General features: G+C 49.1%; 20 protein-coding genes, 2 tRNA genes and 2 pseudogenes. 5 read left to right on the forward strand and 19 right to left on the reverse strand.

Annotated elements, in window-relative coordinates; translation table 11 throughout:
* Positions 1 to 278 precede the first annotated feature (278 nt).
* Entirely contained in the window at positions 279 to 596 is a 318-nt protein-coding gene (locus GEV47_RS19340; RefSeq protein ID WP_194270591.1) for a hypothetical protein, read from the reverse strand.
* On the opposite strand from GEV47_RS19340, the gene GEV47_RS03255 reads away from it, so the two are divergent.
* Positions 547 to 1,092, forward strand: a complete 546-nt coding sequence (locus GEV47_RS03255; protein WP_322741529.1) for a metal-dependent hydrolase — start codon at positions 547 to 549, stop codon at positions 1,090 to 1,092. The genes GEV47_RS19340 and GEV47_RS03255 overlap by 50 nt on opposite strands.
* Here the strand turns inward: GEV47_RS03255 and GEV47_RS03260 are convergent.
* A pseudogene (locus tag GEV47_RS03260) lies at positions 1,089 to 1,451 on the reverse strand (helix-turn-helix domain-containing protein); the annotation flags it as partial. The gene GEV47_RS03255 and the pseudogene GEV47_RS03260 overlap by 4 nt on opposite strands.
* Between GEV47_RS03260 and GEV47_RS03265 the strand changes: the two are divergent.
* Positions 1,451 to 1,780, forward strand: a pseudogene (locus tag GEV47_RS03265) (alpha/beta fold hydrolase); the annotation flags it as partial. The pseudogenes GEV47_RS03260 and GEV47_RS03265 overlap by 1 nt on opposite strands.
* 377 nt (positions 1,781 to 2,157) lie before the next feature.
* Here GEV47_RS03265 and GEV47_RS03270 read toward each other — a convergent pair.
* The 7 genes from GEV47_RS03270 to GEV47_RS03300 form a co-directional block, all read right to left on the reverse strand.
* Positions 2,158 to 2,234, reverse strand: a tRNA-Arg gene (locus GEV47_RS03270).
* 51 nt (positions 2,235 to 2,285) lie between these two features.
* A tRNA-Pro gene (locus tag GEV47_RS03275) sits at positions 2,286 to 2,362 on the reverse strand.
* A gap of 206 nt (positions 2,363 to 2,568) precedes the next feature.
* Positions 2,569 to 3,261 carry a winged helix-turn-helix domain-containing protein gene (locus GEV47_RS03280; RefSeq protein ID WP_153233256.1) on the reverse strand — a complete coding sequence of 231 codons (693 nt, stop codon included), beginning with the start codon at positions 3,259 to 3,261 and terminating at the stop codon, positions 2,569 to 2,571.
* Positions 3,262 to 3,288: 27 nt separating this feature from the next.
* Positions 3,289 to 4,629 carry a phosphoglucosamine mutase gene (gene glmM, locus GEV47_RS03285; RefSeq protein ID WP_153233257.1) on the reverse strand — a complete coding sequence of 447 codons (1,341 nt, stop codon included), beginning with the start codon at positions 4,627 to 4,629 and terminating at the stop codon, positions 3,289 to 3,291.
* Between the two features lie 40 nt (positions 4,630 to 4,669).
* On the reverse strand, positions 4,670 to 5,515 hold the full coding sequence (folP, locus tag GEV47_RS03290) for a dihydropteroate synthase (protein ID WP_153233258.1): 846 nt from the start codon (positions 5,513 to 5,515) through the stop codon (positions 4,670 to 4,672).
* Positions 5,516 to 5,747: 232 nt separating this feature from the next.
* A complete protein-coding gene (ftsH, locus tag GEV47_RS03295; protein WP_322741530.1) occupies positions 5,748 to 7,634 on the reverse strand; it encodes an ATP-dependent zinc metalloprotease FtsH in 1,887 nt (628 codons plus the stop codon).
* A gap of 193 nt (positions 7,635 to 7,827) precedes the next feature.
* The gene (locus GEV47_RS03300) at positions 7,828 to 8,472 is read right to left on the reverse strand and encodes an RlmE family RNA methyltransferase (protein WP_153233259.1); all 645 of its coding nucleotides are present in this window, start codon (positions 8,470 to 8,472) and stop codon (positions 7,828 to 7,830) included.
* Positions 8,473 to 8,518: 46 nt separating this feature from the next.
* Between GEV47_RS03300 and GEV47_RS03305 the strand changes: the two genes are divergently transcribed.
* Positions 8,519 to 9,007, forward strand: coding sequence for a YhbY family RNA-binding protein (locus GEV47_RS03305; protein ID WP_153233260.1), 489 nt, complete (start codon positions 8,519 to 8,521; stop codon positions 9,005 to 9,007).
* Between the two features lie 50 nt (positions 9,008 to 9,057).
* Here GEV47_RS03305 and GEV47_RS03310 read toward each other — a convergent pair whose 3' ends face one another.
* The 9 genes from GEV47_RS03310 to purL all read right to left on the reverse strand — a co-directional run bounded on the left by GEV47_RS03310 (position 9,058) and on the right by purL (position 22,351).
* Positions 9,058 to 9,801, reverse strand: coding sequence for an SDR family oxidoreductase (locus GEV47_RS03310; protein ID WP_153233261.1), 744 nt, complete (start codon positions 9,799 to 9,801; stop codon positions 9,058 to 9,060).
* Positions 9,802 to 9,828: 27 nt separating this feature from the next.
* Positions 9,829 to 10,290, reverse strand: a complete 462-nt coding sequence (locus GEV47_RS03315) for a DUF4149 domain-containing protein (RefSeq protein ID WP_153233262.1) — start codon at positions 10,288 to 10,290, stop codon at positions 9,829 to 9,831.
* 23 nt (positions 10,291 to 10,313) lie between these two features.
* Positions 10,314 to 10,790 (reverse strand): transcription elongation factor GreA, encoded by a 477-nt coding sequence (greA, locus tag GEV47_RS03320; protein ID WP_153233263.1) that lies wholly within the window; start codon positions 10,788 to 10,790, stop codon positions 10,314 to 10,316.
* Between the two features lie 375 nt (positions 10,791 to 11,165).
* Positions 11,166 to 14,390 carry a carbamoyl-phosphate synthase large subunit gene (gene carB / locus GEV47_RS03325; RefSeq protein WP_153233264.1) on the reverse strand — a complete coding sequence of 1,075 codons (3,225 nt, stop codon included), beginning with the start codon at positions 14,388 to 14,390 and terminating at the stop codon, positions 11,166 to 11,168.
* Positions 14,383 to 15,558: a glutamine-hydrolyzing carbamoyl-phosphate synthase small subunit gene (carA, locus tag GEV47_RS03330; RefSeq protein WP_153233265.1), complete on the reverse strand. Its 1,176-nt coding sequence runs from the start codon at positions 15,556 to 15,558 to the stop codon at positions 14,383 to 14,385. The genes carB and carA overlap by 8 nt, the downstream gene beginning before the upstream one ends.
* Positions 15,559 to 15,801: 243 nt before the next feature.
* Positions 15,802 to 16,941, reverse strand: coding sequence for a class I SAM-dependent methyltransferase (locus tag GEV47_RS03335; RefSeq protein ID WP_322741559.1), 1,140 nt, complete (start codon positions 16,939 to 16,941; stop codon positions 15,802 to 15,804).
* A 116-nt stretch (positions 16,942 to 17,057) separates the two neighbouring features.
* Positions 17,058 to 17,825 (reverse strand): rRNA pseudouridine synthase, encoded by a 768-nt coding sequence (locus GEV47_RS03340; protein ID WP_153233772.1) that lies wholly within the window; start codon positions 17,823 to 17,825, stop codon positions 17,058 to 17,060.
* Positions 17,825 to 18,139, reverse strand: a complete 315-nt coding sequence (locus GEV47_RS03345) for a hypothetical protein (protein ID WP_228124539.1) — start codon at positions 18,137 to 18,139, stop codon at positions 17,825 to 17,827. The genes GEV47_RS03340 and GEV47_RS03345 overlap by 1 nt, the downstream gene beginning before the upstream one ends.
* A 198-nt stretch (positions 18,140 to 18,337) precedes the next feature.
* On the reverse strand, positions 18,338 to 22,351 hold the full coding sequence (purL, locus tag GEV47_RS03350; RefSeq protein ID WP_153233266.1) for a phosphoribosylformylglycinamidine synthase: 4,014 nt from the start codon (positions 22,349 to 22,351) through the stop codon (positions 18,338 to 18,340).
* Positions 22,352 to 22,594: 243 nt separating this feature from the next.
* Here purL and GEV47_RS03355 point away from each other — a divergent pair, with 243 nt between their 5' ends.
* Positions 22,595 to 23,203 carry a TetR/AcrR family transcriptional regulator gene (locus tag GEV47_RS03355; RefSeq protein WP_153233267.1) on the forward strand — a complete coding sequence of 203 codons (609 nt, stop codon included), beginning with the start codon at positions 22,595 to 22,597 and terminating at the stop codon, positions 23,201 to 23,203.
* 213 nt (positions 23,204 to 23,416) lie between these two features.
* Here GEV47_RS03355 and GEV47_RS03360 read toward each other — a convergent pair whose 3' ends face one another.
* The gene (locus GEV47_RS03360; protein WP_153233268.1) at positions 23,417 to 24,301 is read right to left on the reverse strand and encodes a LysR family transcriptional regulator; all 885 of its coding nucleotides are present in this window, start codon (positions 24,299 to 24,301) and stop codon (positions 23,417 to 23,419) included.
* Positions 24,302 to 24,413: 112 nt separating this feature from the next.
* Between GEV47_RS03360 and GEV47_RS03365 the strand changes: the two genes are divergently transcribed.
* A complete protein-coding gene (locus tag GEV47_RS03365; protein ID WP_153233269.1) occupies positions 24,414 to 25,013 on the forward strand; it encodes a short chain dehydrogenase in 600 nt (199 codons plus the stop codon).
* Positions 25,014 to 25,196 lie beyond the last annotated feature (183 nt).

Here is a 25,196-nt window from a genome sequence, read left to right on the forward strand (position 1 = left end):
AGTCTTACGCAAATGAAAATTGCAGGATAGGTAGCGCAGCGATACCCGGCAAGCGCCACCGCTGAATGAGCTTCCCTTCTGATTTAAATAGCTTGTTCAGCTTGAAGAAGGCCTCTCCTCCCGAGACTCTTGGCAATACTTAACCGCTCATTCCGGCGGATCGCTTCGGGGGCCGCTGAATTGAAACGTTAAAGCATTCAAATCGTGGCTGTCTACTACCAGCCTGAAGCCGGCGACGAACGTCACCGACATGAATGGCTCCAATTGGCCGATTTGCATCAGTAGCTAACCAATCTATCCTCGTATTTGAGCATATATCCAGATAACCACAAATCCAGATAGTAACGTCGCAGTAAATAAAATATATCTTCCACGGGCGACTCTCCATTTCTCCGTGACATCATGTTTGAAAAAATATTCAAACATGTCTCCTGACCAGAATTCTCATCGCCAATAACAGCCATTAGCGAATCGCAGCGATCCGCATCGAAATAGCCGATAATGCCGAGCCCGAACATCTTGGGAATCAACTTTGCAAGGAATTTTGTGGCATCTAAAGAAGCACACCAGTCTACCGGTTGGGCCGCTGGACTCATCGCAGCGGCAATCGTCTCACAAGCTTCCGCCTCGGGGCCTCTTCATGTTTGGAGCATCCTCGCTTTTCTGATGGGATACGCCGGCGGTGGTGCACCGGATTGGTTAGAACTTTCATGGTGGTCGAGTGGCCGTGGACGGCACTCCTGGATTTCCCATCGAACCGTTACGCATTGGGGTATTGCGTGGATAGCGCTCTTGGTCACTTCCTACTATAAATTGCGCCACTCCCCCGTGATGGCGCTGCCCTTTGGATTCGCTGCGGGCGGCATCATGCATCTGCTCGCCGACTGGCCGAACCCGCTAGGAGTACCGTGGCTCTGGGTATCAAAAAGGCATTCGCTAAATTGGTGGAAAAGCGGACGCGCTGACTGGATAATCATGGGAGCCGCCTGGATGGTTGCTCTCGTCATGGCGGACCGCGTCTGGTTTCATTCAACAGGTATTCATGCGATTGAAAAGCTGGACGTGATTCGACTTTCGCCATTTAGGCGCTAGCTGTCCAAGTACTGACTCGGTGTTGCGCCCAACACACGGCGGAATGCGGCCGCGAATGCGCTCGGGCTCGCATAGCCTAGATCAAGCGCTACCCGCGTTACCGGCTGTCCCAGGCTCAGGCGTTCGATTGCCGCCAGTTGACAGACCTGCTGTCGCCACTCTCCAAAACTTACGCCAGACTGCGCTCTAAACAAGCGCGTGAAAGTCCTCCGACTCATCCCCGCTTCGGCGGCAACAATGTCTAGACTGATTGTGATCGACGGCGCTACGAATATATGCCGACATACTCGTGCAAGACGCGGATCTGCGGGCAACGGCGCATTCAATGAAAGCTGCGGCATGGTCGCTATCTCGACAAGCCACCTATTCGGCTGCGCATTCATCAAAGAAGGCGTTTGCCGCTTACTTGCGCGCCTGGGCCGATACAGACTTTAGCGATGAAATCGAGGGGCGCCATCCGGTGAAGATACTCGTCGGCGCGCATGATCCGACGTTCAACATGAAACTGATGACCGAAACTTACCTTCGACGATATCCGCTCGCCACCGTCGAGGTCTTGGAAAATGCAGGCCACTATCCGATGAACGAAACACCACTCGCACTCGTGATGGCTATCGAGCGCTTTCTCCACGAGGTGCTAAAAGAACAGGACTGTAATGTGTCAACACTCCAGTATGATCGGCTCTAAAGCGTCAGAAAAAATGGACATTCTTGCACATCAGCGGAAGAGTATTCCACGATCCCGTCAACAACGAACCGTGGCCTGACGACCAGAATGCAAGAAGGTGTCACTGGAAGCCAATATTAAAATTGTTAAGTATGGGTATTGCCGCCCATATTGCATGCGTAGCACTTATGCAACAACTGGATTAATGTCCGGAGCAAACCCAGCATATATAGCCGGGCAACCTGGCCATGGAGTTGATGTGTTTTTTATGGATTATGCCGCGCGTATTAATGGCAAAAATAACGCCACAGAATTAGACAAGATAAAGGCGAAGATCAGGGGGAAATACCCCAAAACTTGAAATGGAGGCTTAAATAATTGATTTAAAAGTAAAAAATTGGTCCGGCCGGAGGGAATCGAACCCCCAACATTTCGGGTAGAAGCCGAATGCTCTATCCAGTTGAGCTACAGCCGGAATGCAGATATGAAAAAAGCGAACTGCCAAAGACAGCCCGCTTTTAAATTTTGGTCGGAGTACAAGGATTCGAACCTTGGACCCCCTGGTCCCAAACCAGGTGCGCTACCGGGCTGCGCTACACTCCGAAGACAAAAATTATAGTCGGAGGGATCCCTTTTGTCAACGTATTTCAACAATTTGATACTGGATCGCGCTTCCGATTAGATTAGTTAATAGAACAATTTTGATAGAAATATATGGATGCATGGTTCATGCAAATGGGAAATAACATTTGAGAATATCGTCTTTTTGTCGCAAAAAAATATTCAACAAATAGCGCCTGTTTGAAGCATCAAACCTCTGTTGTTATTTTATAACCGACACCGCGTATCGTTTTGATATAGTCAGCCGCAGAACCCAATGATTTGCGTAAGCGCATGATATGCACATCGACAGTCCGCTCTTCAATAAAAGTATGGTCGCCCCATACTTTATCGAGTAACTGGGCGCGAGAAAAAATACGCTCAGGGTGCGCCGTTAAAAAACGTAATAATTTAAATTCTGCCTGGTCAAGCTCAATAACTTGATTTTCAACTGTCACTTGATAACGATCCGTATCTATATTGATCGCACCATATTTCAATGTACTATGGCCAAGTTCCGGCGTTTTACGGCGCAACACTGCCTGTATTCGCGCCACCAGTTCTTTAGGGGAGAATGGCTTGGTAATGTAGTCATCCGCCCCTTCATTCAAGCCACGCACTTTATCTTCGTCCATACCTTTGGCTGTCAGCATAATGACTGGCAAAGCGGCACTGCGAGGATGGCCTCGCCACTCTTGCAGCAATATTAGCCCTGACGAATCAGGAAGCATCCAATCCAACAAGATGAGTTGCGGCAATCTGGCAGCAGTCGCTACCCGTGCATCGTTTGCGTTGCTCACAATGTCGCAAGAAAAACCAGCGTCATCGAGAGTAAAGCGCAAAAGCGCCGCGATTCCCGGCTCATCTTCTACGACTAAAATGTGTGTTTGATGTTTTGACATCGATTGTATAAAACGATTTTATTAAAATTAAACGCGTACTTTATCAGCGATACGACGGGCCATCGTGGCGGCAAGCTCCGCGGTCTTGGCCTCAACCATCACGCGAATCAATGGCTCGGTCCCGGAGGCTCGGATTAATACTCGGCCATTCTCGCCCAACTCGGCTTCGACCGCCGCTTTTTCAGCAACAACCTCGGCTTGTTTTTGCCAGTCAAAACCCGGAGTGACTTTAAGGTTGATCAAGGTTTGTGGATACATGCTGATATCCGCCGTCATCTGTTCCAGTGTTTGCCCGTTGCGTTTGAGTGCTGATAATACTTGCAACGCCGAGACGATACCATCGCCCGTTGTGTGCTTATCCAAACAAAGTAAATGCCCGGAACCTTCGCCGCCTAACAGCCAGCCACGCTCTTTAAGTTGCTCAAGCACGTATCGATCACCAACCTTGGCCCGCGAAAATGGTACGCCCATTTTTTTGAAAGCGACTTCCAACGCCATATTCGTCATCAAGGTGCCAACCGCACCTTTTAAGCCGGCATGTTTCAGTCTGTCCTTGACCATCACATAGAGCAGCTCATCACCATTGTAGATACGTCCAGTCGCATCAACCATGATCAAACGATCGGCATCACCGTCCAGCGCAATGCCGATATCGGCGCGATTAGCGCGTACGGCAATTGCCAATGCATCGGGTGCCGTAGCGCCAAAGCCCGCATTGATATTGAATCCATTCGGTTGATTTCCAATGGCAATTACTTCAGCACCCAATTCATGAAATACATGCGTTGCGATGTGATACGCCGCACCGTGCGCACTATCGACGACGATGCTTAAACCCCGTAAATCGAGATCATTTGGGAAGGTACTTTTGCAAAATTCGATGTAACGACCTGCAGCATCATCAAGCCTCCTGGCCTTACCCAGCTTGTCCGACGTAACACATATCATCGGTTGCTCCAACGCCTCTTCGATCGCGATTTCAACGTTATCTGGCAATTTATTGCCATCTGCAGAAAAGAACTTGATGCCGTTATCATCGAATGGATTATGAGATGCGGAAATAACGACACCAGCAGATAAACGCAACGCGCGGGTCAGGTAAGCGATCCCTGGTGTTGGCATCGGCCCTGCCAGCATCACATCTACACCTGCGGCCGCAAATCCTGCCTCTAAAGCAGCCTCTAACATGTAGCCTGAAACGCGCGTGTCCTTACCGATCAGAACGGTCGGTTTAGCAACTGACGCCGCGCCCGTTGTCGCCAAAACTTTACCGGCGGCATAACCTAATTTCATTACAAAATCCGGGGTGATCGGTGCAACGCCAACACGACCACGAATACCATCGGTACCAAAATATTTTCTTGTCATTATTATTCCTAAATCGATTCCTGAAGTACTTCCTGTACTCTTAATTTTTCTGCCCTGCTTGCCAAATCGTAAGTGCATCTACCGTTTCAGCAACATCATGCACGCGCACAATTTTGGCACCTTGCGCCACCGCTACCAACGCCGCGGCAATACTGCCAGCCAAACGCTTTTCCAGTGGTTTTCCGGTCATTTCGCCAATCATGGTTTTACGTGACATACCTGCCAGCAAAGGCAAATCCAAACTCTGCTGCAGCGTAGCGATATTTTTCAACAAGCCTACATTATGATACAAAGTCTTACCGAAACCAAAGCCGGGATCAATACATATCCGCTCACGCGCCACTCCCGCTTGCGTCATTACCTCTATCCGCGCCGCTAAAAATTGCTCTACCTGAGCCACGACATCCTGATATTCAGGTCGTTCCTGCATAGTCTGCGGCTGTCCTTGCATATGCATCACGCATAAGCCGCAGTCGCTATCTTTAATAACATCTAACGCACCTTCCGCACAAAAGCCGTTAATGTCATTAATCATATCCGCACCGGCAGCCAAGGCTTCCCGCATCACCATAGTCTTATAAGTGTCGATTGACAATGGTTTGCCGCAATCGCGCAAGGCGTAGATAACGGGCATCACGCGATCGAGCTCTTCTTGCAGCGATACCGCCGGACTGCCGGGACGACTGGATTCGCCGCCGATGTCGATGATATCAACACCGTCAGCAATCATTTGTTCAGCGTGGGATAAGGCGAATTCCAATCCGTACGAGCGCCCACCATCTGAAAAAGAATCAGGTGTGATGTTAAGGATTCCCATCACTAGTGGCCGTGCGGCTGGTGTATTCACGGGCAAGCGATAGCGCCCGCATTGCAGATATTGTTGCATTTTATTTTTTACGTTTATATGAGGCTTACGCAAAATTGGTCCGGCATTGCGTTAAAACGAAAATAGCACTTTAGTGCAGCTAGATCGAATCACGGAACAAGGGAAATTTTGCGTATGCCAAGTAGTAGATTCTGAAAGCAAAAAGGGTGGGAATTACTCCCCACCCTTTTTATATAAAGCTAACCGTCATGCAGATGCAGCCACTTTTTTAATGACTAAATATAATACTTAATCAGGCCGGAGCCGTCGCATTTGGTGTCACACCACCACCTGGCGGATTATCTGATGTAGCTCTTTTTTCTGGTACGCCATATTTTGGCAAACGAGGTTCCAAGCCACTCATGATGTCGTTGATTTGGTCCGCATCAATCGTTTCCCAATCCAGCAAAGCCTTGGTCATCATTTCGACCTTGTCGCGATTTTCTTCCAATAATTTACGTGCTAAAGCGTATTGCGTATCCAAAATATTCCGGATTTCAGCGTCGACTTTTTGTTGCGTGACTTCCGAAATAGTTTTGGAAGAGCCGCCAAAATAACCCGGTTGCTCTTCATCTTCGTACACCATCACGCCCAACGTATCAGACATACCAAAACGCGTCACCATAGAACGAGCTAACTTAGTTGCACGTGAAAAATCGTTGGAAGCGCCAGTCGACATTTGTCCGACAAAAATTTCTTCGGCAATACGACCACCAAACAAGATGGAAATTTCTTCCAGCATTTTGTCTTTGTAGCCGCTAATCTGATCGTGCTCAGGCAACTGCCATGTCAAACCAAGGGCAAAACCGCGCGGCATGATAGTCACTTTGTGCACTGGATCCGCTTTAGGGAGTAATTTCGCAACGACTGCATGACCTGACTCATGGTACGCAGTATTACGGCGCTCATCCTCACGCATCACCATGGATTTACGTTCTGGCCCCATGTAAATCTTGTCTTTGGCATCTTCGAAATCTTGCATCTCAACGACACGTTTGCTGCGACGAGCGGCAAACAATGCCGATTCGTTGACCAAATTAGCCAGATCGGCGCCAGAGAAGCCCGGTGTACCACGTGCCAAAATATCCGCTCTGACATCTGGTGCGATCGGTACTTTACGCATGTGAACATTCAAAATTTGCTCACGACCACGGATATCCGGCAAGCCAACGGTTACCTGACGGTCGAAACGACCTGGACGCAACAACGCCTTATCCAACACATCGGCGCGGTTTGTTGCAGCAACAACGATTACACCGGAATTGGCTTCAAAACCATCCATCTCAACCAGCATCTGGTTCAATGTTTGTTCGCGCTCATCGTTACCGCCGCCCATGCCGGCACCGCGATGACGACCAACAGCATCAATTTCGTCAATGAAAATGATACAAGGAGAATGCTTTTTAGCATTTTCGAACATGTCACGCACACGTGATGCGCCGACACCGACAAACATTTCAACGAAATCCGAACCGGAAATTGTGAAAAAAGGTACTTTCGCTTCGCCCGCAATTGCTCGCGCCAACAAAGTTTTACCTGTTCCTGGAGGACCTACCATCAATACGCCGCGCGGAATGCGTCCACCCAATTTTTGGAATTTAGTTGGATCGCGCAGGAAGTCAACGATCTCAGTGACTTCTTCTTTGGCCTCATCGCAGCCGGCCACATCAGCAAAGGTTACGGTGTTCGTGGTTTCGTCTAGCATCCGTGCTTTTGACTTGCCAAACGAGAAAGCTCCGCCCTTCCCGCCACCCTGCATTTGACGCATAAAGAAAATCCAGACGCCCAATAGCAAAATCATCGGGAACCAGGAAATAAATATTTGGGACAAGAATGAAGGCTCTTCAGGCTGTTTGACGTCAAACTTCACACCATTGTTGAGCAAATCACCAACCAGACCACGATCCAGGAATGTAGCAGAGGTTTTAACTTTCTTCCCATCAGACGTAGTCGCTGTGATATTCCGATCTTCAATCACTGCATCGGTAATACGCCCAGCCTTCACATCTGCAATGAAATCAGAATACGCTATCGGTGCCACGCCACTGGACATGCCTTTGGTATCAAATTGCTTGAAAACCATGAATAGCACCATGGCGATGACCACCCAGATGGCGGCTTTGGGAAACATATTGTTCACTAGAACTCCTTGAACGCGTGGGCGTCGATTTACGGTGGTGCTGCACTTAACACATTGATAAGTGGTACGAGTAGTACGTCTTTGATTTTACCCGGAATAGCGCAAGCTTGCTAGTTTGCATGTGCGGCTATCTCCATGAAAATCAAGGACAAAATGTTACAAAATGCAAAGTCGCTCAAAAAACAATGGGGGCTTATTGTGGATTTTTCAAGGTGCGGCCTAATAAAAATATCTCAGAAGATTTATCTCGGCTGGCCTTGGGCTTACGTGACCCTACTGTAACAAAAGCTTGTCGAAAATGTTGCAAAACCTCGTTATAACCAGTGCCATTGAAACATTTTGCCAACAATGCCCCTGAAGGTTTCATGTGTTGTTGCGCGAATGCGATAGCTAATTCAATAATTTCCTCAACGCGTGCCGCATCTGCAATCGCAATACCCGATAGATTTGGTGCCATATCCGATAACACCAAATCAACTTTTCGTCCGTTCAACAACCGCTCCAGCCGCTCCAAACTCTCTTGTTCGCGAAAGTCGCCCTGAATAAAGTGCACGTCAGCAATCGGCTCCATCGGCAATATATCCAAGCCGATGATCAGACCGTGAATACCGCCGCCCTCTTGCCCCGCTAACTTATTACGAGCATATTGAGACCAGCTTCCGGGGGTGGAACCAAGGTCGACAATAATCTGCCCAGGTTTGATCAATTTATCAACTTCATCGATCTCTTTGAGCTTGTAAGCAGCGCGCGCGCGATAGCCATCTTTTTGTGCCATCTTCACATAAGGATCATTTATGTGGTCGTGTAGCCAGTTTTTGTTTAATTTCTTCTTTGCCATTCGCGTAGAATACCGTTTTTAAGGAATCGCCTTTAATAGGAACCCCATGTTGAAACTTACATCCGCAGAACGCAGCGAACTACGCTCCGAAGCCCATGCACTTAGCCCTGTCGTTATCATCAGCGAAGAAGGTCTGAAACCAACCTTGCTGAAAGAAATCGATAGTTGCTTAAATTCACACGGTTTAATCAAAATCCGTGTGTTTGGCGACGATCGCGAAGCGCGAATTGCTATCTACGAAACCATTTGCGACAAACTCGGTGCCGCACCGGTGCAGCATATTGGCAAATTGTTGGTGGTGTACCGTCCAAAAAAAGAAGCCGTGAAAGAGACACTGAAATCGCGCAATGACTCCCGTGGTAAAGGTATGGGCATGCGTGAAGTGACTATCGTCAAACCAAGCCCAAGTGGTACCAAGCGCCCTTCAGTTACCAAGACCATGGTAAAAGGCAATGAGCGCGTCACCCAAGGCGGTAACGTTAAACGCGCAAAACCACGTCAGAAAAGCAGCAAAAAATCAGCGCTGGGTCAGTAATGATCATTAAGCCGTTTCAATTTTTATTGAAACGGCACATTGCAAAGTTTTCAGACGACTATCTGGCGAATATCCGCCACAGCGGTCTCACCGAACTGATCACTCAACAAATAAGCTGTCAGCCGTCGCGCGCATTCATCCGGGCTGGATAAAGCACCATCCCTCTTGAAGGCTTGAAATTTTTCCAGTGATGGGAATTTTTCAACGCTGCTTGAACGAATTTCACTCTGCATATCCGTATCAACAATCCCAGGCGCAACACTGGCTATGCGCACGCCTGGCGATAAATCTGTAGCCGCAATTCGTGCATAGTGATCCAACGCGGCTTTGGTTGCACCATAAATACCCCAACCTGCTGTCGCACTGCGCCCAGCTCCGCTGGAAATATGCATAACGCGCCTGTCTTTGACGTTTTGACTTGCAGCAAGGACGGCGCTAGCCAACATCATCGGTGCAGCAACGTTGAGATTAATGGCCGCAGCAATCGTTGAAAAATCATGCGTCTCTATCGGACCAACGGGCTGCAACATGCCAGCATTGTTAACCAAGAGAACAGACTGACTATCGGTAAAAAAACGCTGCAAAATATCGCTGGAAAGCCATACATTGAGCGCGACAGTATTTGTCAAATCAAGCGAGACTTGCTGGAACGTATCAGGAAATCGCGCCGCCAATGCAGCATTTGAGGCGCGTGATAAACCAAGGACTGGGATATTTTTCGCTAACAAATTTTCTGCAATCGCAGCACCCAGACCTTTTGTGTGACCAGTAACAACGGCTTTTATTGTCTGCATGATTTTTTTAAATTGGTTCTAAATTCGCTAATTCAATTTACGCAATTTCAATATCAACGCGACACCCAGCAAACTTTGTATTAAATAAATACCGCTAGCCACGCCATGCAAAATACCAAACTGAGTTTTCGCAGCACCATCCATCACACCACCGGTTGCAGCAGCAGTTGCGCGCAAGGCAGCCATAAATGGTTGAACACCAAAATAACCGATGACGGTGCATAACAGCATTGCCAACGTTAATTTAAGCAGCGTCTTGCGCAAAGGAGCATGATCATCAGCCGTCCGGTAACAAAACAGCAGTAACAAAGAAACACCGCATGCAACTGCCAACCACGCCTCAACCCGAAACAGGCTTCCCGCAATCGTTCCCGCCAAAATACGGTCCGATAACGTTGCGAACAAGGTAGGTGCTACCAGATAACCGATAGCCCACAAGCTTCCTACCCACAAAGTAGCAATTAACAATCTTGCACGCACGACTAACATCGATGCTCCAGTGTAGATGCTACTTAAACGTAACGAACATTCAGAATTTCATATTCACGTATACCTGATGGTGCTTGTACGCCAACAACATCACCAGCGCTTTTGCCAATCAATGCGCGTGCGATTGGGGAAGTGACAGATACTTTTGCGTCTTTAATATCCGCTTCATCAAGCCCCACAATTTGATAAGTGACTTTATCGCCACTTTCCAAATCTTCCAGGTCAACGGTAGAGGCAAAAACGACACGGCCATCGGCATCCAATGTTTTAGGATCAACGATTAATGCCGCACCCAACTTGCCTTCCAAATCAGCAATGCGACCTTCAACAAAACCCTGGCGCTCTTTGGCGGCGTCATAATCTGCGTTTTCCGAAAGGTCGCCGTGTGCACGTGCTTCAGCAATAGCTGCGACAACAGCTGAACGTTCTTTTGTTTTCAAAAGATGCAATTCGTCTTTCAACAATTGCGCGCCATGTTTAGTAAGAGGGACTGAACTCATAGGAATACACTCAAAAAACAAGTATGTTCAACGAGCTGTTTAGACCAGGCGTGCCGACGCAGGCAGTACAACTTGTACGACAAGGAGGCACAACAACGCATAAACAGTTTTTGAACATACTTACAATGGAAAAAGATCACGGAGGTCATAAACCATGCCAACCTTCGGCACAGCTCATGACCTCCGTCAGGATGTCAAGTAGTCAGTCCAGCCAAATTAGCGGATATAAATTGCGTCTTTTCCCGTCTGGCTGCGTTGCTCGTTGTCGCCATAGCTAGCTATGACTCCTCCTCGCGCCTTTCCAGACGAAAAAATCCGTGAATTTCTATTCCACCAATTCGGCTGGACTGACTACTGGAACAATAAATTTAAGACTTAGTGTAAGGTTTTATGCAAGCCTTGTAAATCATAGACGTGCAATTCCTTCAAATGACGCATACCTTCCACTGCAGCCTCCGCACCAGCAATTGTCGTATAGGTAATTGCCCGTGCTTGCAACGCTGAGGTACGAATTGCTCTTGAATCAACAATGGCGCTGCGCTTTTCTTCGACGGTATTAATCAATAATGTAATTTCATTATTTTTAATCATATCAACGACGTGTGGGCGGCCTTCAGCTACTTTGTTGACGCTTTCAACTGGAATGCCTGCGGCTTGAATCGCCGCTGCAGTGCCTTTTGTCGCGGCAATCGTGAATCCCATTGCCACTAAATCCTTGGCAACTTTTACCGCACGCGGTTTATCGCTGGCTTTGACGCTGAGGAAAACCTTGCCGGAAGTTGGCAATTTAATACTCGCACCCAATTGTGATTTAACGAAAGCTTCACCGAAGGTTTTGCCAACACCCATCACTTCACCAGTCGACTTCATTTCCGGCCCAAGAATAGTATCCACGCCAGGGAATTTTACGAATGGGAATACGGCTTCTTTCACGCTGAAATACTTAGGCACAACCTCTTCCTTGATGCCCTGGCTTTCCAACGATTGGCCCACCATGCAACGCGCGGCAATTTTAGCTAACTGCAAGCCCGTCGCTTTGGAAACGAATGGTACGGTACGCGATGCACGTGGGTTCACTTCCAATACATAAACCACATCCTTACCGTCGACTTGCTGGATTGCAAACTGTACGTTCATCAAACCAACCACATTCAGGCCTTTCGCCATCAGTGCGGTTTGACGCTTCAACTCATCGATAGTTTCCTGTCCCAATGAGTATGGCGGCAACGAACATGCGGAGTCACCAGAGTGAACACCAGCCTGCTCGATATGCTCCATCACGCCGCCGATAAAGGTGCGCTCGCCGTCCGACAAACAATCCACATCGACTTCAATCGCATCGTTCAAGAAACGATCCAGCAACACTGGCGAATCATGTGAAACCTTCACTGCTTCACGCATGTATCGCTCCAGATCGCGCTGCTCATGCACGATTTCCATCGCACGGCCGCCCAACACATACGATGGACGTACTACCAATGGATAGCCAATTTCCTGCGCTAAACGCAGCGCATCTGCCTCAGTACGCGCAGTACGATTTGGCGGTTGACGCAAATTCAAATCGTGCAGCATTTTCTGGAAACGCTCACGATCTTCCGCCGCATCAATCATGTCCGGCGAAGTGCCGACGATAGGTACGCCATTAGCTTCCAAATCTAATGCCAGCTTCAATGGTGTCTGACCGCCATACTGCACGATCACGCCATATGGCTTTTCTTTGTCGACGATTTCCAATACATCTTCCAGCGTCAACGATTCAAAATACAGACGATCTGAAGTGTCGTAATCGGTGGAGACGGTTTCCGGATTACAGTTAACCATGATGGTTTCGTAACCATCTGCACGCATCGCCAATGCTGCGTGGACGCAGCAGTAATCAAACTCGATACCCTGGCCAATCCGGTTAGGACCGCCGCCAAGCACCATGATTTTCTTTTTGTCAGTTGGATTCGACTCGCACTCTTCCTCGTAGGTCGAATACATATAAGCCGTGTTGGTCGCAAATTCACCGCCGCAAGTGTCAACCCGTTTATAGACAGGACGAATATTCAAGGCATGGCGCTTTTGACGAACCGCTGTATCGGTAGTTTTCAACAACTTAGCCAAACGACGATCAGCAAAACCCATTTGCTTTAACTTGAACAACACATCTTTATCCAACGCTTCCAGCGTTTTCAAATCGTTTTCCAACCACAATTCTGTATCGACAATTTCTTTGATTTGTGACAAAAACCATGGGTCGATCTTAGTCAGTTGATGCACTTCTTCCAGGCTGAATCCCTGGGCGAACGCGTCACCGACATACCAGATACGATCAGGACCCGGCTCACCAAGCTCTTCTTCGATGACTTCGCGATCCTGCGTTTTTTCATTCATGCCATCAACGCCGACTTCAAGGCCGCGCAAGGCTTTTTGGAACGACTCCTGGAAAGTGCGGCCAATCGCCATCACTTCGCCAACCGACTTCATTTGTGTCGTCAGATGATCGTCCGCGGCAGGGAATTTTTCAAACGCAAAACGAGGAATCTTGGTAACAACGTAATCGATAGAAGGCTCAAACGATGCTGGAGTTGCACCGCCAGTAATTTCGTTACGCAACTCATCGAGCGTAAAACCGACTGCAAGTTTCGCTGCAATCTTCGCAATCGGGAAACCAGTCGCTTTCGATGCCAAAGCCGATGAACGCGATACACGCGGATTCATTTCAATGACGATCATGCGGCCATCTTCCGGATTAACTGAAAACTGCACGTTGGAACCACCGGTATCAACACCAATTTCGCGCAATACTGCCAACGAGGCATTACGCATGATTTGGTATTCTTTATCGGTCAAGGTTTGCGCTGGCGCGACCGTGATCGAATCGCCAGTGTGGACGCCCATCGGGTCCAGATTTTCGATAGAGCAGACGATGATGCAGTTGTCCGCTTTATCGCGCACTACTTCCATCTCGTATTCTTTCCAACCGATCAGTGATTCTTCAATCAACAATTCGTTGGTTGGCGAAGCTTCCAGACCGCGCTTGCAAATCGTTTCGAATTCTTCAGCGTTGTAGGCGATCCCGCCGCCAGTGCCACCCATCGTGAACGAAGGGCGAATGATGACCGGGAAACCCAATTCCTTCTGCACTGCCCACGATTCATCCATGGTGTGCGCCACGCCAGAACGCGCTGAACCGAGACCAATCTTGGTCATCGCTTCTTTGAATTTTGAACGGTCTTCCGCTTTGTCGATCGCTTCTGGCGATGCGCCGATCAGCTCAACGTTGTACTTGGTCAAAATGCCGTGATGATGCAAGTCCAGCGCGCAATTCAACGCCGTCTGGCCGCCCATGGTCGGCAAAATGGCATCTGGCTTTTCTTTCGCAATGATGCGCTCTACGACTTGCCAGGTAATCGGCTCGATGTAAGTTACATCAGCCATTTCCGGATCGGTCATGATGGTCGCAGGATTGCTGTTGACCAAAATAACTTTATAGCCTTCTTCGCGCAAAGCTTTACACGCTTGTGCACCGGAATAGTCGAATTCGCAAGCCTGACCAATAATGATCGGGCCGGCACCAATGATTAAAATACTTTTTAGATCGCTACGCTTAGGCATTTTTATTCTTCTCCATCATCGCTACAAATTTATCGAATAAAGGCGCGATGTCATGCGGTCCAGGTGACGCTTCGGGATGGCCCTGGAAGCAAAACGCTGGTTTGTCAGTACGCTCAAAACCCTGCAAAGAACCATCAAAAAGCGACACGTGCGTCACGCGGCAATTTGCTGGCAAAGTCGCACCATCGACGGCAAAACCGTGATTTTGCGAAGTAATGTGCACTTGCTTGCTGTCCAAATCTTGCACAGGATGGTTAGCACCGTGGTGACCGAACTTCATCTTCATAGTCTTGGCACCTGACGCTAACGCCATGATTTGATGACCAAGGCAAATACCAAAAGTCGGAATACCGCGCTCGATCAACTCTTTGGATGCGGCAATTGCGTAATCGCATGGCTCCGGATCGCCAGGGCCATTCGATAGGAAAATGCCATCTGGATTTAAAGCTAACGCTTCAGCAGCAGTGGCTTGCGCAGGCAACACTGTTATCTTGCAACCGCGCTGAGCCAACATGCGCAAAATATTGAATTTAACGCCATAGTCATACGCCACCACATGGTATTTAGGTGTGATTTGCTTATCGTAACCGCGACCCAGCTTCCACTCAGTCTCGCTCCAGCTATACGATTTGGTAGTGGAAACCACTTTGGCCAAATCCATGCCCGCCAAACCAGGGAAAGCACGCGCTAATTCCAGCGCTTTTGCAGTTCCCTCAGCGATACCAGCCTCAGTATTAGCAAAGCCAGCCACAATCGCACCGCTCTGCGCACCTTTTTCGCGCAAGATGCGCGTCAGTTTGCGCGTATCGATACCGGCGATGGCGACGATGTTGGCATCTTGCAAATAACCAGCTAGTGTTTGGGTAGAACGGAAATTAGAGACTAAACGCGGCAAATCGCGAATGACCAGACCGGCTGCATGAATTTGCGAAGACTCAACATCTTCAGGATTCACACCAGTGTTGCCGATATGCGGATAGGTGAGTGTGACGATTTGACGGCTATAACTCGGGTCAGTGAGAATTTCCTGGTAACCGGTCATTGAGGTGTTAAAAACAACTTCACCTGTCGTATGACCAACGGCACCTATTGAGAAACCTTGGAAAATAGACCCATCTGCTAGCGCTAGGATGGCCGGGATGGTATGGCCAGAGAGGAATGGGGGCAAGGGGTAACTCCTGATGTTGTTACCGCCGCGCCGCACAACTGTCTGAAGCGACCGCTATGGAACCCCAAACATTGCTTTCATTTGGTGTAAATAACGTGTCTTTTTGGTCAAGAGAAGTGGTGTGGCGCCACGGCGGGGATAGTGGGCTAAACCCTATGATTATAGCCGATTAGCCCTTGCCCGGCAATCTGATAGCAGACTTTATCACCACATCTGAGCACTTAATTCAAATTTAACAAAATATTAAGCTGCAGTTAGTCGCCACAAAGAAGTCACTTCCGCCGAGCGCGCCACATGCAAAGGATCATCAACATCCGCTGCGCGCGGGTGATGCGGCTTCACATCTTTCCGTCCCAACACCTTCAAACCGGCCACGGCTATCATTTCCAGCAATGCATCTCGTGTGCGCAACCCCAAATGCTCGGCCAGATCAGAAAGTATCAACCACCCTTCCCCACCCGGAGTTAAATGCGCGGCCAGACCAAGGAGAAACCCGCGCAACATCTGACTGTCCGGATCGTATATCGCATATTCGATGGCCGAGCTGGGGCGTGCTGGCAACCACGGCGGATTACAGATAATCAGTGGCGCCCTTCCCTGCGGAAACAAATCCGTTTGCAAAACTTCAATCTGCCCCGACAAACCTAAACGCTGTATATTTTCACGCGCGCAGGATAACGCGCGCGGATCTTGATCAGTTGCCACAATCCGCTCAATCCCGCGCTGCGCAAGCACAGCCGCCAACACGCCAGTACCGGTACCAATATCAAACGCCAGTTTGGTCGATGGCAGCGGCGCATCCGCCACCAGTTGCACATACTCGCCACGTACCGGTGAAAATACACCGTAATGCGGATGAATACGGTCACCCAAGGCGTGAATCTCCACACCTTTCTTACGCCACTCATGCGCGCCGATCAAACCTAGCAACTCTCGCATCGCCACCACGAATGCACCATCGGCAGCACCATATGCCTCATTACAAGCTTGCCGCACATCCGGCGCACGACGCAATGGCATCACATAATTATCATCAAATGGCAGCAGCAACATCGCCAACGTACGCGCCCGCTGTGACTGCGCTTGACGGTGCAAATGAAATGCTTCGATAGGCGTTGGCACTGGCGCGACTTGCTTGCGCGGCTTAGTCGGCTTGCGATCGATTCTTCGGGCCAATGCTTGCAGTAATTGACGCGCATTTTGAAAATCTCCGCGCCACAACAAGGCCGTTCCCTCACACACCAGGCGATAAGCTACATCAGCGCTCATGCGATCGTCAGCAACGACAACCCGCTTAGGTGCCGCCGTGCCGTTTTCGGACTGCCAGCGTAAGGTATGCGTTTGCTCACCTTCAGTCCAACTAATTTGTGGATGCGCGCTTATTTCACTCACAGCATTACCTCTTCCAGTGACGTGGATAGAAAATGTATTCGCATGGTGCTGCCTTTATGAGTGAAATGGGTGACGAATTAACAAACAAACGCTAAGGAGTGCAACGATTAAAACCGCTCATCACCCAATAAATAACGCCATTGCCCAACCGGCAAACTTGCCATCGGTACGCGGCCAACCCGTATCCGTTTGATGCTTACAACGGTTAATCCTACTTTTTCGCACATGTGCGCGATCAGGCCGCGAGGCGGCGCTTTTAGAGGAAAGCGCAGGCGATGTTCGTTCTGCCAGCTTACTTTAATCGGCGGTAACGGCTTACCGTTGAAAGACATGCCGTGACTAAGCAGCTTTAAGCCATCAGGGATAATCTCACCACTGACTTCAACGATATATTCCTGCTCTACTTTTAAAGCATCTTCGTTTAACTTACGCTTAATCCGCCAATCCTGCGTAAACACCAACAAGCCACTGGCATCGGTTTCAAATGGCGGCATTAATGCCAATTGATGCAGATGATGCTTCAAGAAACGTATGCCAGATCTGTCGTCTTTGATCAAATTTTCAGGCGCGATTAATTTCAGTACGGAAGAAATATCAGCGCCTGCGTCGGCACAATTAAAAGGCAACAGCGCATCAGCTGGTTTGTGCAACAGAATAGTCACAGGCTCGATGGGCACCAGACTGGCACCCTCATTTAATTCTACCTTTTGCTCAGGCAAAACTCTGACACCAGGCTCTTCCACGATCTGACCATCGACTGCCACCCAGCCGCCCTGGATATATTGTTCCGCTTCGCTGCGTGAGCAAGAAATCAGATCGGCCAGACGTTTGGCAAGACGAACCGACTCAGGCGAAGTTGGCAAACTAGGCGGCATCACTTAGGCGTCTTAATTGGAGGCTTTGCTGGCGCTTTAAATCCCGGCTTGGCTGTTTTTCTCTGCTCTTTCGCATCCTTGCTATGAAATGCTTCCGGGCGCGATTTATTGCGTTGCTCAAACACGGTCACCGCGTCCAACTCGGCATTCTCCTGAGTTCTCAGCTCCGGCTGATCATCATGCAATGAAAAGAAATCGGCAGCCTGCGCACGCATCACATACTTGATGGCAGCTTCATCGGCCACTTTAAATTTCTCAGTAATCAGGGTCGTGACTTCATCCAGATATTCTTCGTAGGTCATTTGCTTTGTCATAATTTTTCCTATTTAGGATAGCCGCAACACAGAGGCGGGTGCGGCATTTTTTGTTTGCACGGAAAATCCTGGAGAGAAATGCATTTGCATCAGAGATAACACCACAAGCATATCCCCGCCACAGATACAGACTACACCATCCCGTATAAACAAAAAATACCGCACCCGCCCCTATGCTGCCATTGTCTTTCTATTTTATTAACCGACCCAAGTCCGCGCATTGCGGAACATTCGCATCCACGGTGAATCTTCACCCCAGGCATCTGGATGCCATGATTGCGTCACGCTGCGGAATACCCGTTCGGCATGCGGCATCAGCGCATTGAAACGGCCATCGGCAGTGGTAACGGCTGTAATACCTTGTGGCGAGCCATTCGGATTGTAGGGATAACCTTCTGTGATCTGCCCTTGGTTATCCACAAAGCGCATGCCGACCAATACCTTGTTGATATCGCCAGTTTGCGAGAAGTCGGCAAAACCTTCGCCATGCGCTACCGCAATACCTGTTTGCGTGCCAGCCATTCCCTGGAAGAAAATCGACGGCGATGATTCCACTTGCACCATCGAAAAACGACCTTCAAATCGCTCTGATTTATTGCGTGTAAATTTAGGCCATGCTTCGGCGCCAGGAATGATGCTCTTCAAATTGGCAATCATCTGACAGCCGTTGCAAATACCCAGCGCAAAAGTATCGGGGCGATTAAAGAACAGGGAGAACTGTTCGGCCAATTGTGCGTTAAACAAAATCGTTTTAGCCCAACCCTCACCCGCACCCAACACGTCGCCATAAGAGAAACCACCGACGGCGATGAAACCCTTGAAGCTATCCAAGCTCGCACGACCAGCAATCAAATCGCTCATATGTACGTCAATGGCGGCAAAACCTGCTTTATGCATCACGTAAGCCGTCTCAACATGCGAATTGACACCTTGTTCGCGCAGAATAGCCACGCGTGGTTTGGTACCTAGATTCAAGAATGGCGCCGCAATATCTTGCTGCAAATCGAAAACGATTTTCGGCGTCATGCCCGGATCAGCGACGTCTAAAATGCGATCATATTCTGCATCTGCACTCGCCGGATTGTCGCGCAAGCGGGCAATGCGCCAGCTGGTTTCACTCCACAAACGTTGTAGCGCAACACGTGACTGATTGTAGATAGCCTTGGCATCGCGCGTAAATTCAATCACATCGCGCGCATCCGGCTTGCCGATGATATGGCTGCAAGCACCTAAATTGAAGCTGCGCAGCACATCCATCACTTCAGATTTTTGTTCGGCACGCACTTGAATCACAGCGCCTAATTCTTCATTAAACAAAGCGCTTAACGTCAATTCATTGCGACGCTCTGCCACTTGACCTGTCCAGTTTTTGGCATCACCCCAATCCGCGGCGTGCTCACTTTCCATCGCCAAAATATCGAGATTGACCGAAAGTCCGGTATGACCGGCGAATGCCATTTCACATAAGGTAGTAAACAAACCACCATCGGAACGGTCGTGATACGCCAGCAATTTGTTATCTTGATTCAATTGCTGAATCGCGTTGAAGAAGCCTAGCAAATCTTCGGCGCTATCGACGTCCGGCGTTTGATTACCGATCTGCTGCATGACTTGCGTCAGCGCCGATGCGCCCATACGGTTTTTACCACGTCCGAGATCGATCAAGATCAAGGCAGTATCACCAACATCGGTACGGATTTGCGGCGTCAACGAACGGCGCACATCGGACACTGGAGAAAAAGCGGAAACGATTAGCGAAACAGGGGAAGTCACGGACTTAGCCTGCGACTCGTCTTTCCAGGTAGTGCGCATCGACAGCGAATCTTTACCCACCGGAATGCTGATGCCGAGCGCTGGGCATAATTCCATGCCAACCGCTTTCACGGTATCAAACAAAGCCGCATCCTGGCCAGGTTGACCGCAAGCAGCCATCCAGTTAGCCGATAATTTGATATCCGAAATATGCGCAATCGGCGCAGCAGCGATATTGGTCAAGGCTTCACCAACTGCCATCCGGCCAGACGCTGCAGCATCAATCACCGCCAGCGGAGTACGCTCACCCATGGCCATTGCTTCGCCCAGATAGCCGGAAAATCCCATGCTCGTAACAGCACAATCAGCTACCGGGATTTGCCACGGACCGACCATTTGATCGCGTACCGAAGTCGCGCCCACACTGCGATCGCCAATGGTGATCAAAAATGATTTATCGCCTACGGTTGGCAATTTCAACACACGCTGCGACACTTCCAGCAAGTCCATGCCAGTCAAATCAACTGCAGGCAAATCGTGTGCTTTGCGCTGCACATCACGGTGCATTTTTGGCGGTTTGCCGAGCAACACATCCATCGGCATATCGACCGGATTGTTATTGTGCTCTGGATCGATCACTTTCAATTGGCGCTCTTCTGTCGCCGTACCGACTACCGCAAATGGGCAACGTTCACGCTGGCAGAAATACTCAAACAGCGGCAGACTTTCTGGTGCAATCGCCATCACATAACGCTCTTGTGATTCGTTACTCCAGATTTCTTTCGGCGCCATGCCGCTTTCTTCTAAATGAATTTTGCGCAAATCAAAAATCGCGCCACGCTTGGCATCATTGGTGATTTCCGGGAACGCATTCGACAAACCACCGGCACCGACGTCATGAATCGACAAGATAGGATTGGTGTCGCCCATTTCCCAACAGGAATTGATCACCTCTTGTGCGCGACGTTCCATTTCAGGATTACCACGCTGGACCGAATCAAAATCCAGATCAGCCGTATTGCTGCCGGTTGCCATCGATGAAGCAGCACTACCGCCCATACCAATACGCATGCCAGGACCGCCGAGCTGGATCAACAAGCTCCCCACCGGCAAGTCATTTTTGAACGTGTGTTTATCAGAGATATTACCGATACCGCCGGCGATCATGATGGGCTTGTGATAGCCCTGCACATTACCGGCAATATTTTGTTCGTAAGTACGGAAATAACCGCCAAGAATTGGGCGACCGAATTCGTTATTAAATGCGGCACCACCGAGTGGGCCTTCGATCATGATTTGCAATGGCGAAGCAATGCGATCAGGTTTGCCGTAGGCATTGGCACTGCGATCCACACTACTCTGCTTAGCCGTGACGTCTGCGGCATTTTCCCAGGCCTGCTGCGCATCTGGCAAATGCAAATTTGATACGGTGAAGCCGGTCAAGCCCGCTTTAGGCTTAGCGCCGCGACCAGTCGCACCCTCGTCACGAATTTCGCCGCCAGCACCGGTAGAAGCTCCCGGGAACGGTGAAATCGCCGTTGGATGATTATGCGTTTCGACCTTCATCAAAATGTGCGTTAGCTCATCGGACGCTTCGTACACATTGCCTTTGGCAGCACCACGCGGGTAAAAGCGCGAGATCGTTGCACCTTCAATAATCGACGAATTATCGCTATAGGCAACGACCGTGCCCTTAGGATTTAATTGGTGCGTATTCTTAATCATCGCAAACAAAGATTTGTCTTGCGCTTGACCGTCAATGGTCCAGTCGGCATTGAAAATTTTGTGGCGGCAGTGTTCGCTATTCGCTTGCGCGAACATCATTAATTCGACATCGGTAGGATTGCGTTTTGCCTGGATGAACGCGGCCACCAGATAGTCGATTTCGTCATCCGACAGCGCTAAACCCAGCGTACTGTTAGCCTCTTCCAATGCTGCTTTACCGCCCTCTAACACCGCGATAGTTTCCAACGGCTTTGCGTCCAGCTCACGGAACAAGCTTTTTGCTTCGTCAGCGCTGCGCAACACAGTTTCAGTCATCCGATCATGCAACAGCGCGACAATTGCCTGAATGCTATCGTCATTGAGCTTTTTGCTGCCGCCCAACAATCCTGACTTAAGGTGGATTTGATAAGCAATCCCGCGCTCAACCCGTTTGATGTGTGCCATGCCGCAGTTGTGCGCAATGTCAGTCGCCTTACTCGCCCAAGGGGAAATCGTGCCGAAGCGTGGAATGACGATGAATTCCTCACCACCCTCTTTTTCTGCAAATGGATCACCGTAAGTCAATAAAGCCTGCAAACGCCCGACATCATCGGCGGTTAAGGTCGTTGCGGTATCAACGAAATGGTCAAAGCGTCCGGTAACACCAACGATATTGGCATCAATCTCTTGCAATTGAGACAAAAGACGCTGGGAACGGAAAGCAGGAAGAGCGTTAGAACCGGGCAAAATCAGCATGGCGAGAAGGAGTTTGATGCAGCATAACTATGCTGCGGGTTAAAGGTCATTCCAAAAATCGTCAGATTGCGTGGTGCAATCGATATTTAGAACAGCCTGAAATCAGAAGCCGCCATTATACAGTCATGCAGGACTTCACAGCAGGTAGAAACGCGCTTCAGCGACCGACTAAGCAAAAAAATATTTTCTCCCCTTACTTTTTCTACTCTTTTTATTTTCGCACGTGTGTGCTAAAGTGAATTCATGGATACTGCCACAGAAAAAAGCGAGCTCACACTCGCTGCCATTGTTAATGCTGCCTTAGAGATGGCGGCAAAAGAGGGATTGAGCAGCCTGTCTCTGGGCGAAGTCGCCAGGCAGCTAGGGATTAGTAAAAGCGGCGTTTTTTCTCGCGTTGGCTCACTCGAAGCCTTGCAACAAGCGGTGCTTGAGGAATTCAATCGGGGCTATCAAGAACAGGTTTTCAATCCGGCGATGGCATTGCCACGCGGCTTGCCACGACTCAATGCGCTGGTAGAGGGCTGGATTACTCGCCTCTGCAGCACCACTGGCTGTATCTATATTGCTGGTGCATTTGAATATGACGATGTTGTCAGTCCAATACGTAACCATTTGCAAAATAACATCTTACGGGTACGTGCCATGTTACGTCGTACCATAGTTCAAGCCTTAGAAATTGGGCACTTACGCCCAGATACAGATCCAGATCAGCTTTCCTTTGAAATCTACAGTCTGATCATAGGGATGATGCACGATGCCCGTTTTTTGCGTGAGCCACTTGCTGAGACGCGTACTCGTAACGCCTATCACCGCCTGGCATCAAGTTATCGCAATTTCAACTATCACGATTAACGAAGTTAATTTATCAGAATAATTCTTTGTTTATCTTATTTTCGCATACCCGTGCGAAAATAAAAACCTTAGGAAATATCATGTTTACTTTGCTTGAAATTGTCGCCGTGCTACTTCTGTTTTTCTTTTTATTTACCGTGATAAAAGTATTTCGCCAAACGCCCAAATCAAATGACGATTTTCTCCTCTTTTAACCATAGGCAGAGCGCAAATCTATGCCCCAAAGCGCCCCACCACAAACTCCACAAACGTTTTTAATTTCGGCGTCGTTTTACGGTTTGATGCCATTAATACATGCATAGGGCGATGGGATAACTCATAATTCTCAAGCAAGCGCACCAGCCTGCCCGCCGCAATTTCCTCTGCCAACAGCGTTTCTGGCTGCATGATGATGCCTATGCCATTGAGTGCCGCGGTGCGCAAAGCCCAGCCATTGTTCGCTCGAAAACTCCCGCGCACCTCAATTATTTCCTTGCCAGCAGAGCCAAAAAACTGCCAACGGTTATTGCTAGTAACGTGCACAAAATACAAACAATTATGATCAGATAATTGTTGCGGCGTTTGTGGCCTGCCATATTTTTCCAAATAAGCCGGCGCGGCACAAACCACTACGCGATAAGGCTGCAACGGCCTTGCGATCAAACTTGAATCGGGCAAGTCACCGATGCGAATCGCCACCTCAAAGCCTTCCTCGATCAAATCAACCGCTCTATCATTGAGCGACAAATCCAACTCAACTTCCGGGTATTGCGACAAATATTCGGCAATCACATCAGTGAGCACCAATGACCCAAACGTCACTGGCGCAGTCACGCGCAATACGCCACGTGGCACTAACTGCATTTCTTTGACCGACGCATCAGCAGCCTCGATTTCCAATAGCGCTTGTTTACAGCGCTCAAAATAATGTTGCCCAATTTCAGTCAAACTCTGACGGCGCGTGGTGCGATTTAATAGGCGCACACCAAGCTCCTCCTCTAGTTGTCGCACATGCTTGCCAACCATGGTGGGTGAAATTCCACTAACCTCGGCCGCTGCCGAAAAACCACCCTTTTCGACCACGCGCACAAAGATTTGCATGCTATTCAGTTTATCCATTGCGATTCAGAATTAAACACCAATAGTTTTAAGTGATAAGAATAATATGGTATTTATCCACTATTAGGAAGTAATCATACTTCACGCACTATCACCACATCTAGGAGTAATCATGAAAATCATCGTTATCGGTGCCAGCGGCACAATTGGACAAGCAGTCGTCAAACAATTAACGGACAGACATGAAGTCATTTCTGTCGGCAAAACCACAGGTCAATTTCAAGCTGACATCACGGACATCAACAGCGTGCGGGCCTTATTTGAACAAGTTGACAAAGTCGACGCCGTAGTTGCCACCGCTGGCACAGCGCATTTCGGTCCATTACAAGAAATGACTCCAGAACAATTTCGCGTAGGCTTAAGCGATAAATTAATGGGACAAGTCAATCTGGCTTTGGTAGCGCAACATCTTTTAAATGATGGCGGCTCCATTACCCTCACCAGCGGCAGTTTGTCCGAACACCCCGTCCGCATGGGTGCCAACGCCTCCACAGTAAATGCCGCCATAGATGGCTACGTCCGCGCCGCCGCCATCGAACTGCCGCGCGGCATCCGCATCAACGCCGTCAGCCCCACCATATTAGAAGAATCACTAGCAAGCTATGGCTCTCTCTTTTATGGCTTTGAAGCAGTGCCAGCAAAACGTGTAGCACTGGCATACAGTCGCAGCGTCGAAGGAGCGCAAACTGGGCAGATATATAAAGTGTGGTGACGAATTAAAATCAACGCATTCTTAAATTGCGTCAAGGTTGCCGCATTTGACGTTGCAGCTGCTTTTGAACTACTCCGATGCTGGCGTTGCCATAAGTACGCGTGCTTATTCGGAAAAGGAGGAAAGACCGGCTTGCGAGTTGTTCTTTTCTCCCAAATTAGCGGCCGTATTTTTTGGGAAGCC

It is taken from the genome of Glaciimonas soli (assembly GCF_009497155.1).
Lineage (GTDB): Bacteria > Pseudomonadota > Gammaproteobacteria > Burkholderiales > Burkholderiaceae_D > Glaciimonas > Glaciimonas soli.

What these genes read in the sequence shown, in the direction of transcription:
- GEV47_RS19340 (WP_194270591.1), bottom strand. Translation starts at nt 596, where the DNA reads ATGAGTCCAGCGGCCCAACCGGTAGACTGGTGTGCTTCTTTAGATGCC.
- GEV47_RS03280 (WP_153233256.1), bottom strand. Translation starts at nt 3,261, where the DNA reads ATGTCAAAACATCAAACACACATTTTAGTCGTAGAAGATGAGCCGGGA.
- glmM (WP_153233257.1), bottom strand. Translation starts at nt 4,629, where the DNA reads ATGACAAGAAAATATTTTGGTACCGATGGTATTCGTGGTCGTGTTGGC.
- folP (WP_153233258.1), bottom strand. Translation starts at nt 5,515, where the DNA reads ATGCAACAATATCTGCAATGCGGGCGCTATCGCTTGCCCGTGAATACA.
- GEV47_RS03300 (WP_153233259.1), bottom strand. Translation starts at nt 8,472, where the DNA reads ATGGCAAAGAAGAAATTAAACAAAAACTGGCTACACGACCACATAAAT.
- GEV47_RS03305 (WP_153233260.1), top strand. Translation starts at nt 8,519, where the DNA reads ATGTTGAAACTTACATCCGCAGAACGCAGCGAACTACGCTCCGAAGCC.
- GEV47_RS03310 (WP_153233261.1), bottom strand. Translation starts at nt 9,801, where the DNA reads ATGCAGACAATAAAAGCCGTTGTTACTGGTCACACAAAAGGTCTGGGT.
- GEV47_RS03315 (WP_153233262.1), bottom strand. Translation starts at nt 10,290, where the DNA reads ATGTTAGTCGTGCGTGCAAGATTGTTAATTGCTACTTTGTGGGTAGGA.
- greA (WP_153233263.1), bottom strand. Translation starts at nt 10,790, where the DNA reads ATGAGTTCAGTCCCTCTTACTAAACATGGCGCGCAATTGTTGAAAGAC.
- carB (WP_153233264.1), bottom strand. Translation starts at nt 14,390, where the DNA reads ATGCCTAAGCGTAGCGATCTAAAAAGTATTTTAATCATTGGTGCCGGC.
- GEV47_RS03340 (WP_153233772.1), bottom strand. Translation starts at nt 17,825, where the DNA reads ATGCCGCCTAGTTTGCCAACTTCGCCTGAGTCGGTTCGTCTTGCCAAA.
- GEV47_RS03345 (WP_228124539.1), bottom strand. Translation starts at nt 18,139, where the DNA reads ATGACAAAGCAAATGACCTACGAAGAATATCTGGATGAAGTCACGACC.
- purL (WP_153233266.1), bottom strand. Translation starts at nt 22,351, where the DNA reads ATGCTGATTTTGCCCGGTTCTAACGCTCTTCCTGCTTTCCGTTCCCAG.
- GEV47_RS03355 (WP_153233267.1), top strand. Translation starts at nt 22,595, where the DNA reads ATGGATACTGCCACAGAAAAAAGCGAGCTCACACTCGCTGCCATTGTT.
- GEV47_RS03360 (WP_153233268.1), bottom strand. Translation starts at nt 24,301, where the DNA reads ATGGATAAACTGAATAGCATGCAAATCTTTGTGCGCGTGGTCGAAAAG.
- GEV47_RS03365 (WP_153233269.1), top strand. Translation starts at nt 24,414, where the DNA reads ATGAAAATCATCGTTATCGGTGCCAGCGGCACAATTGGACAAGCAGTC.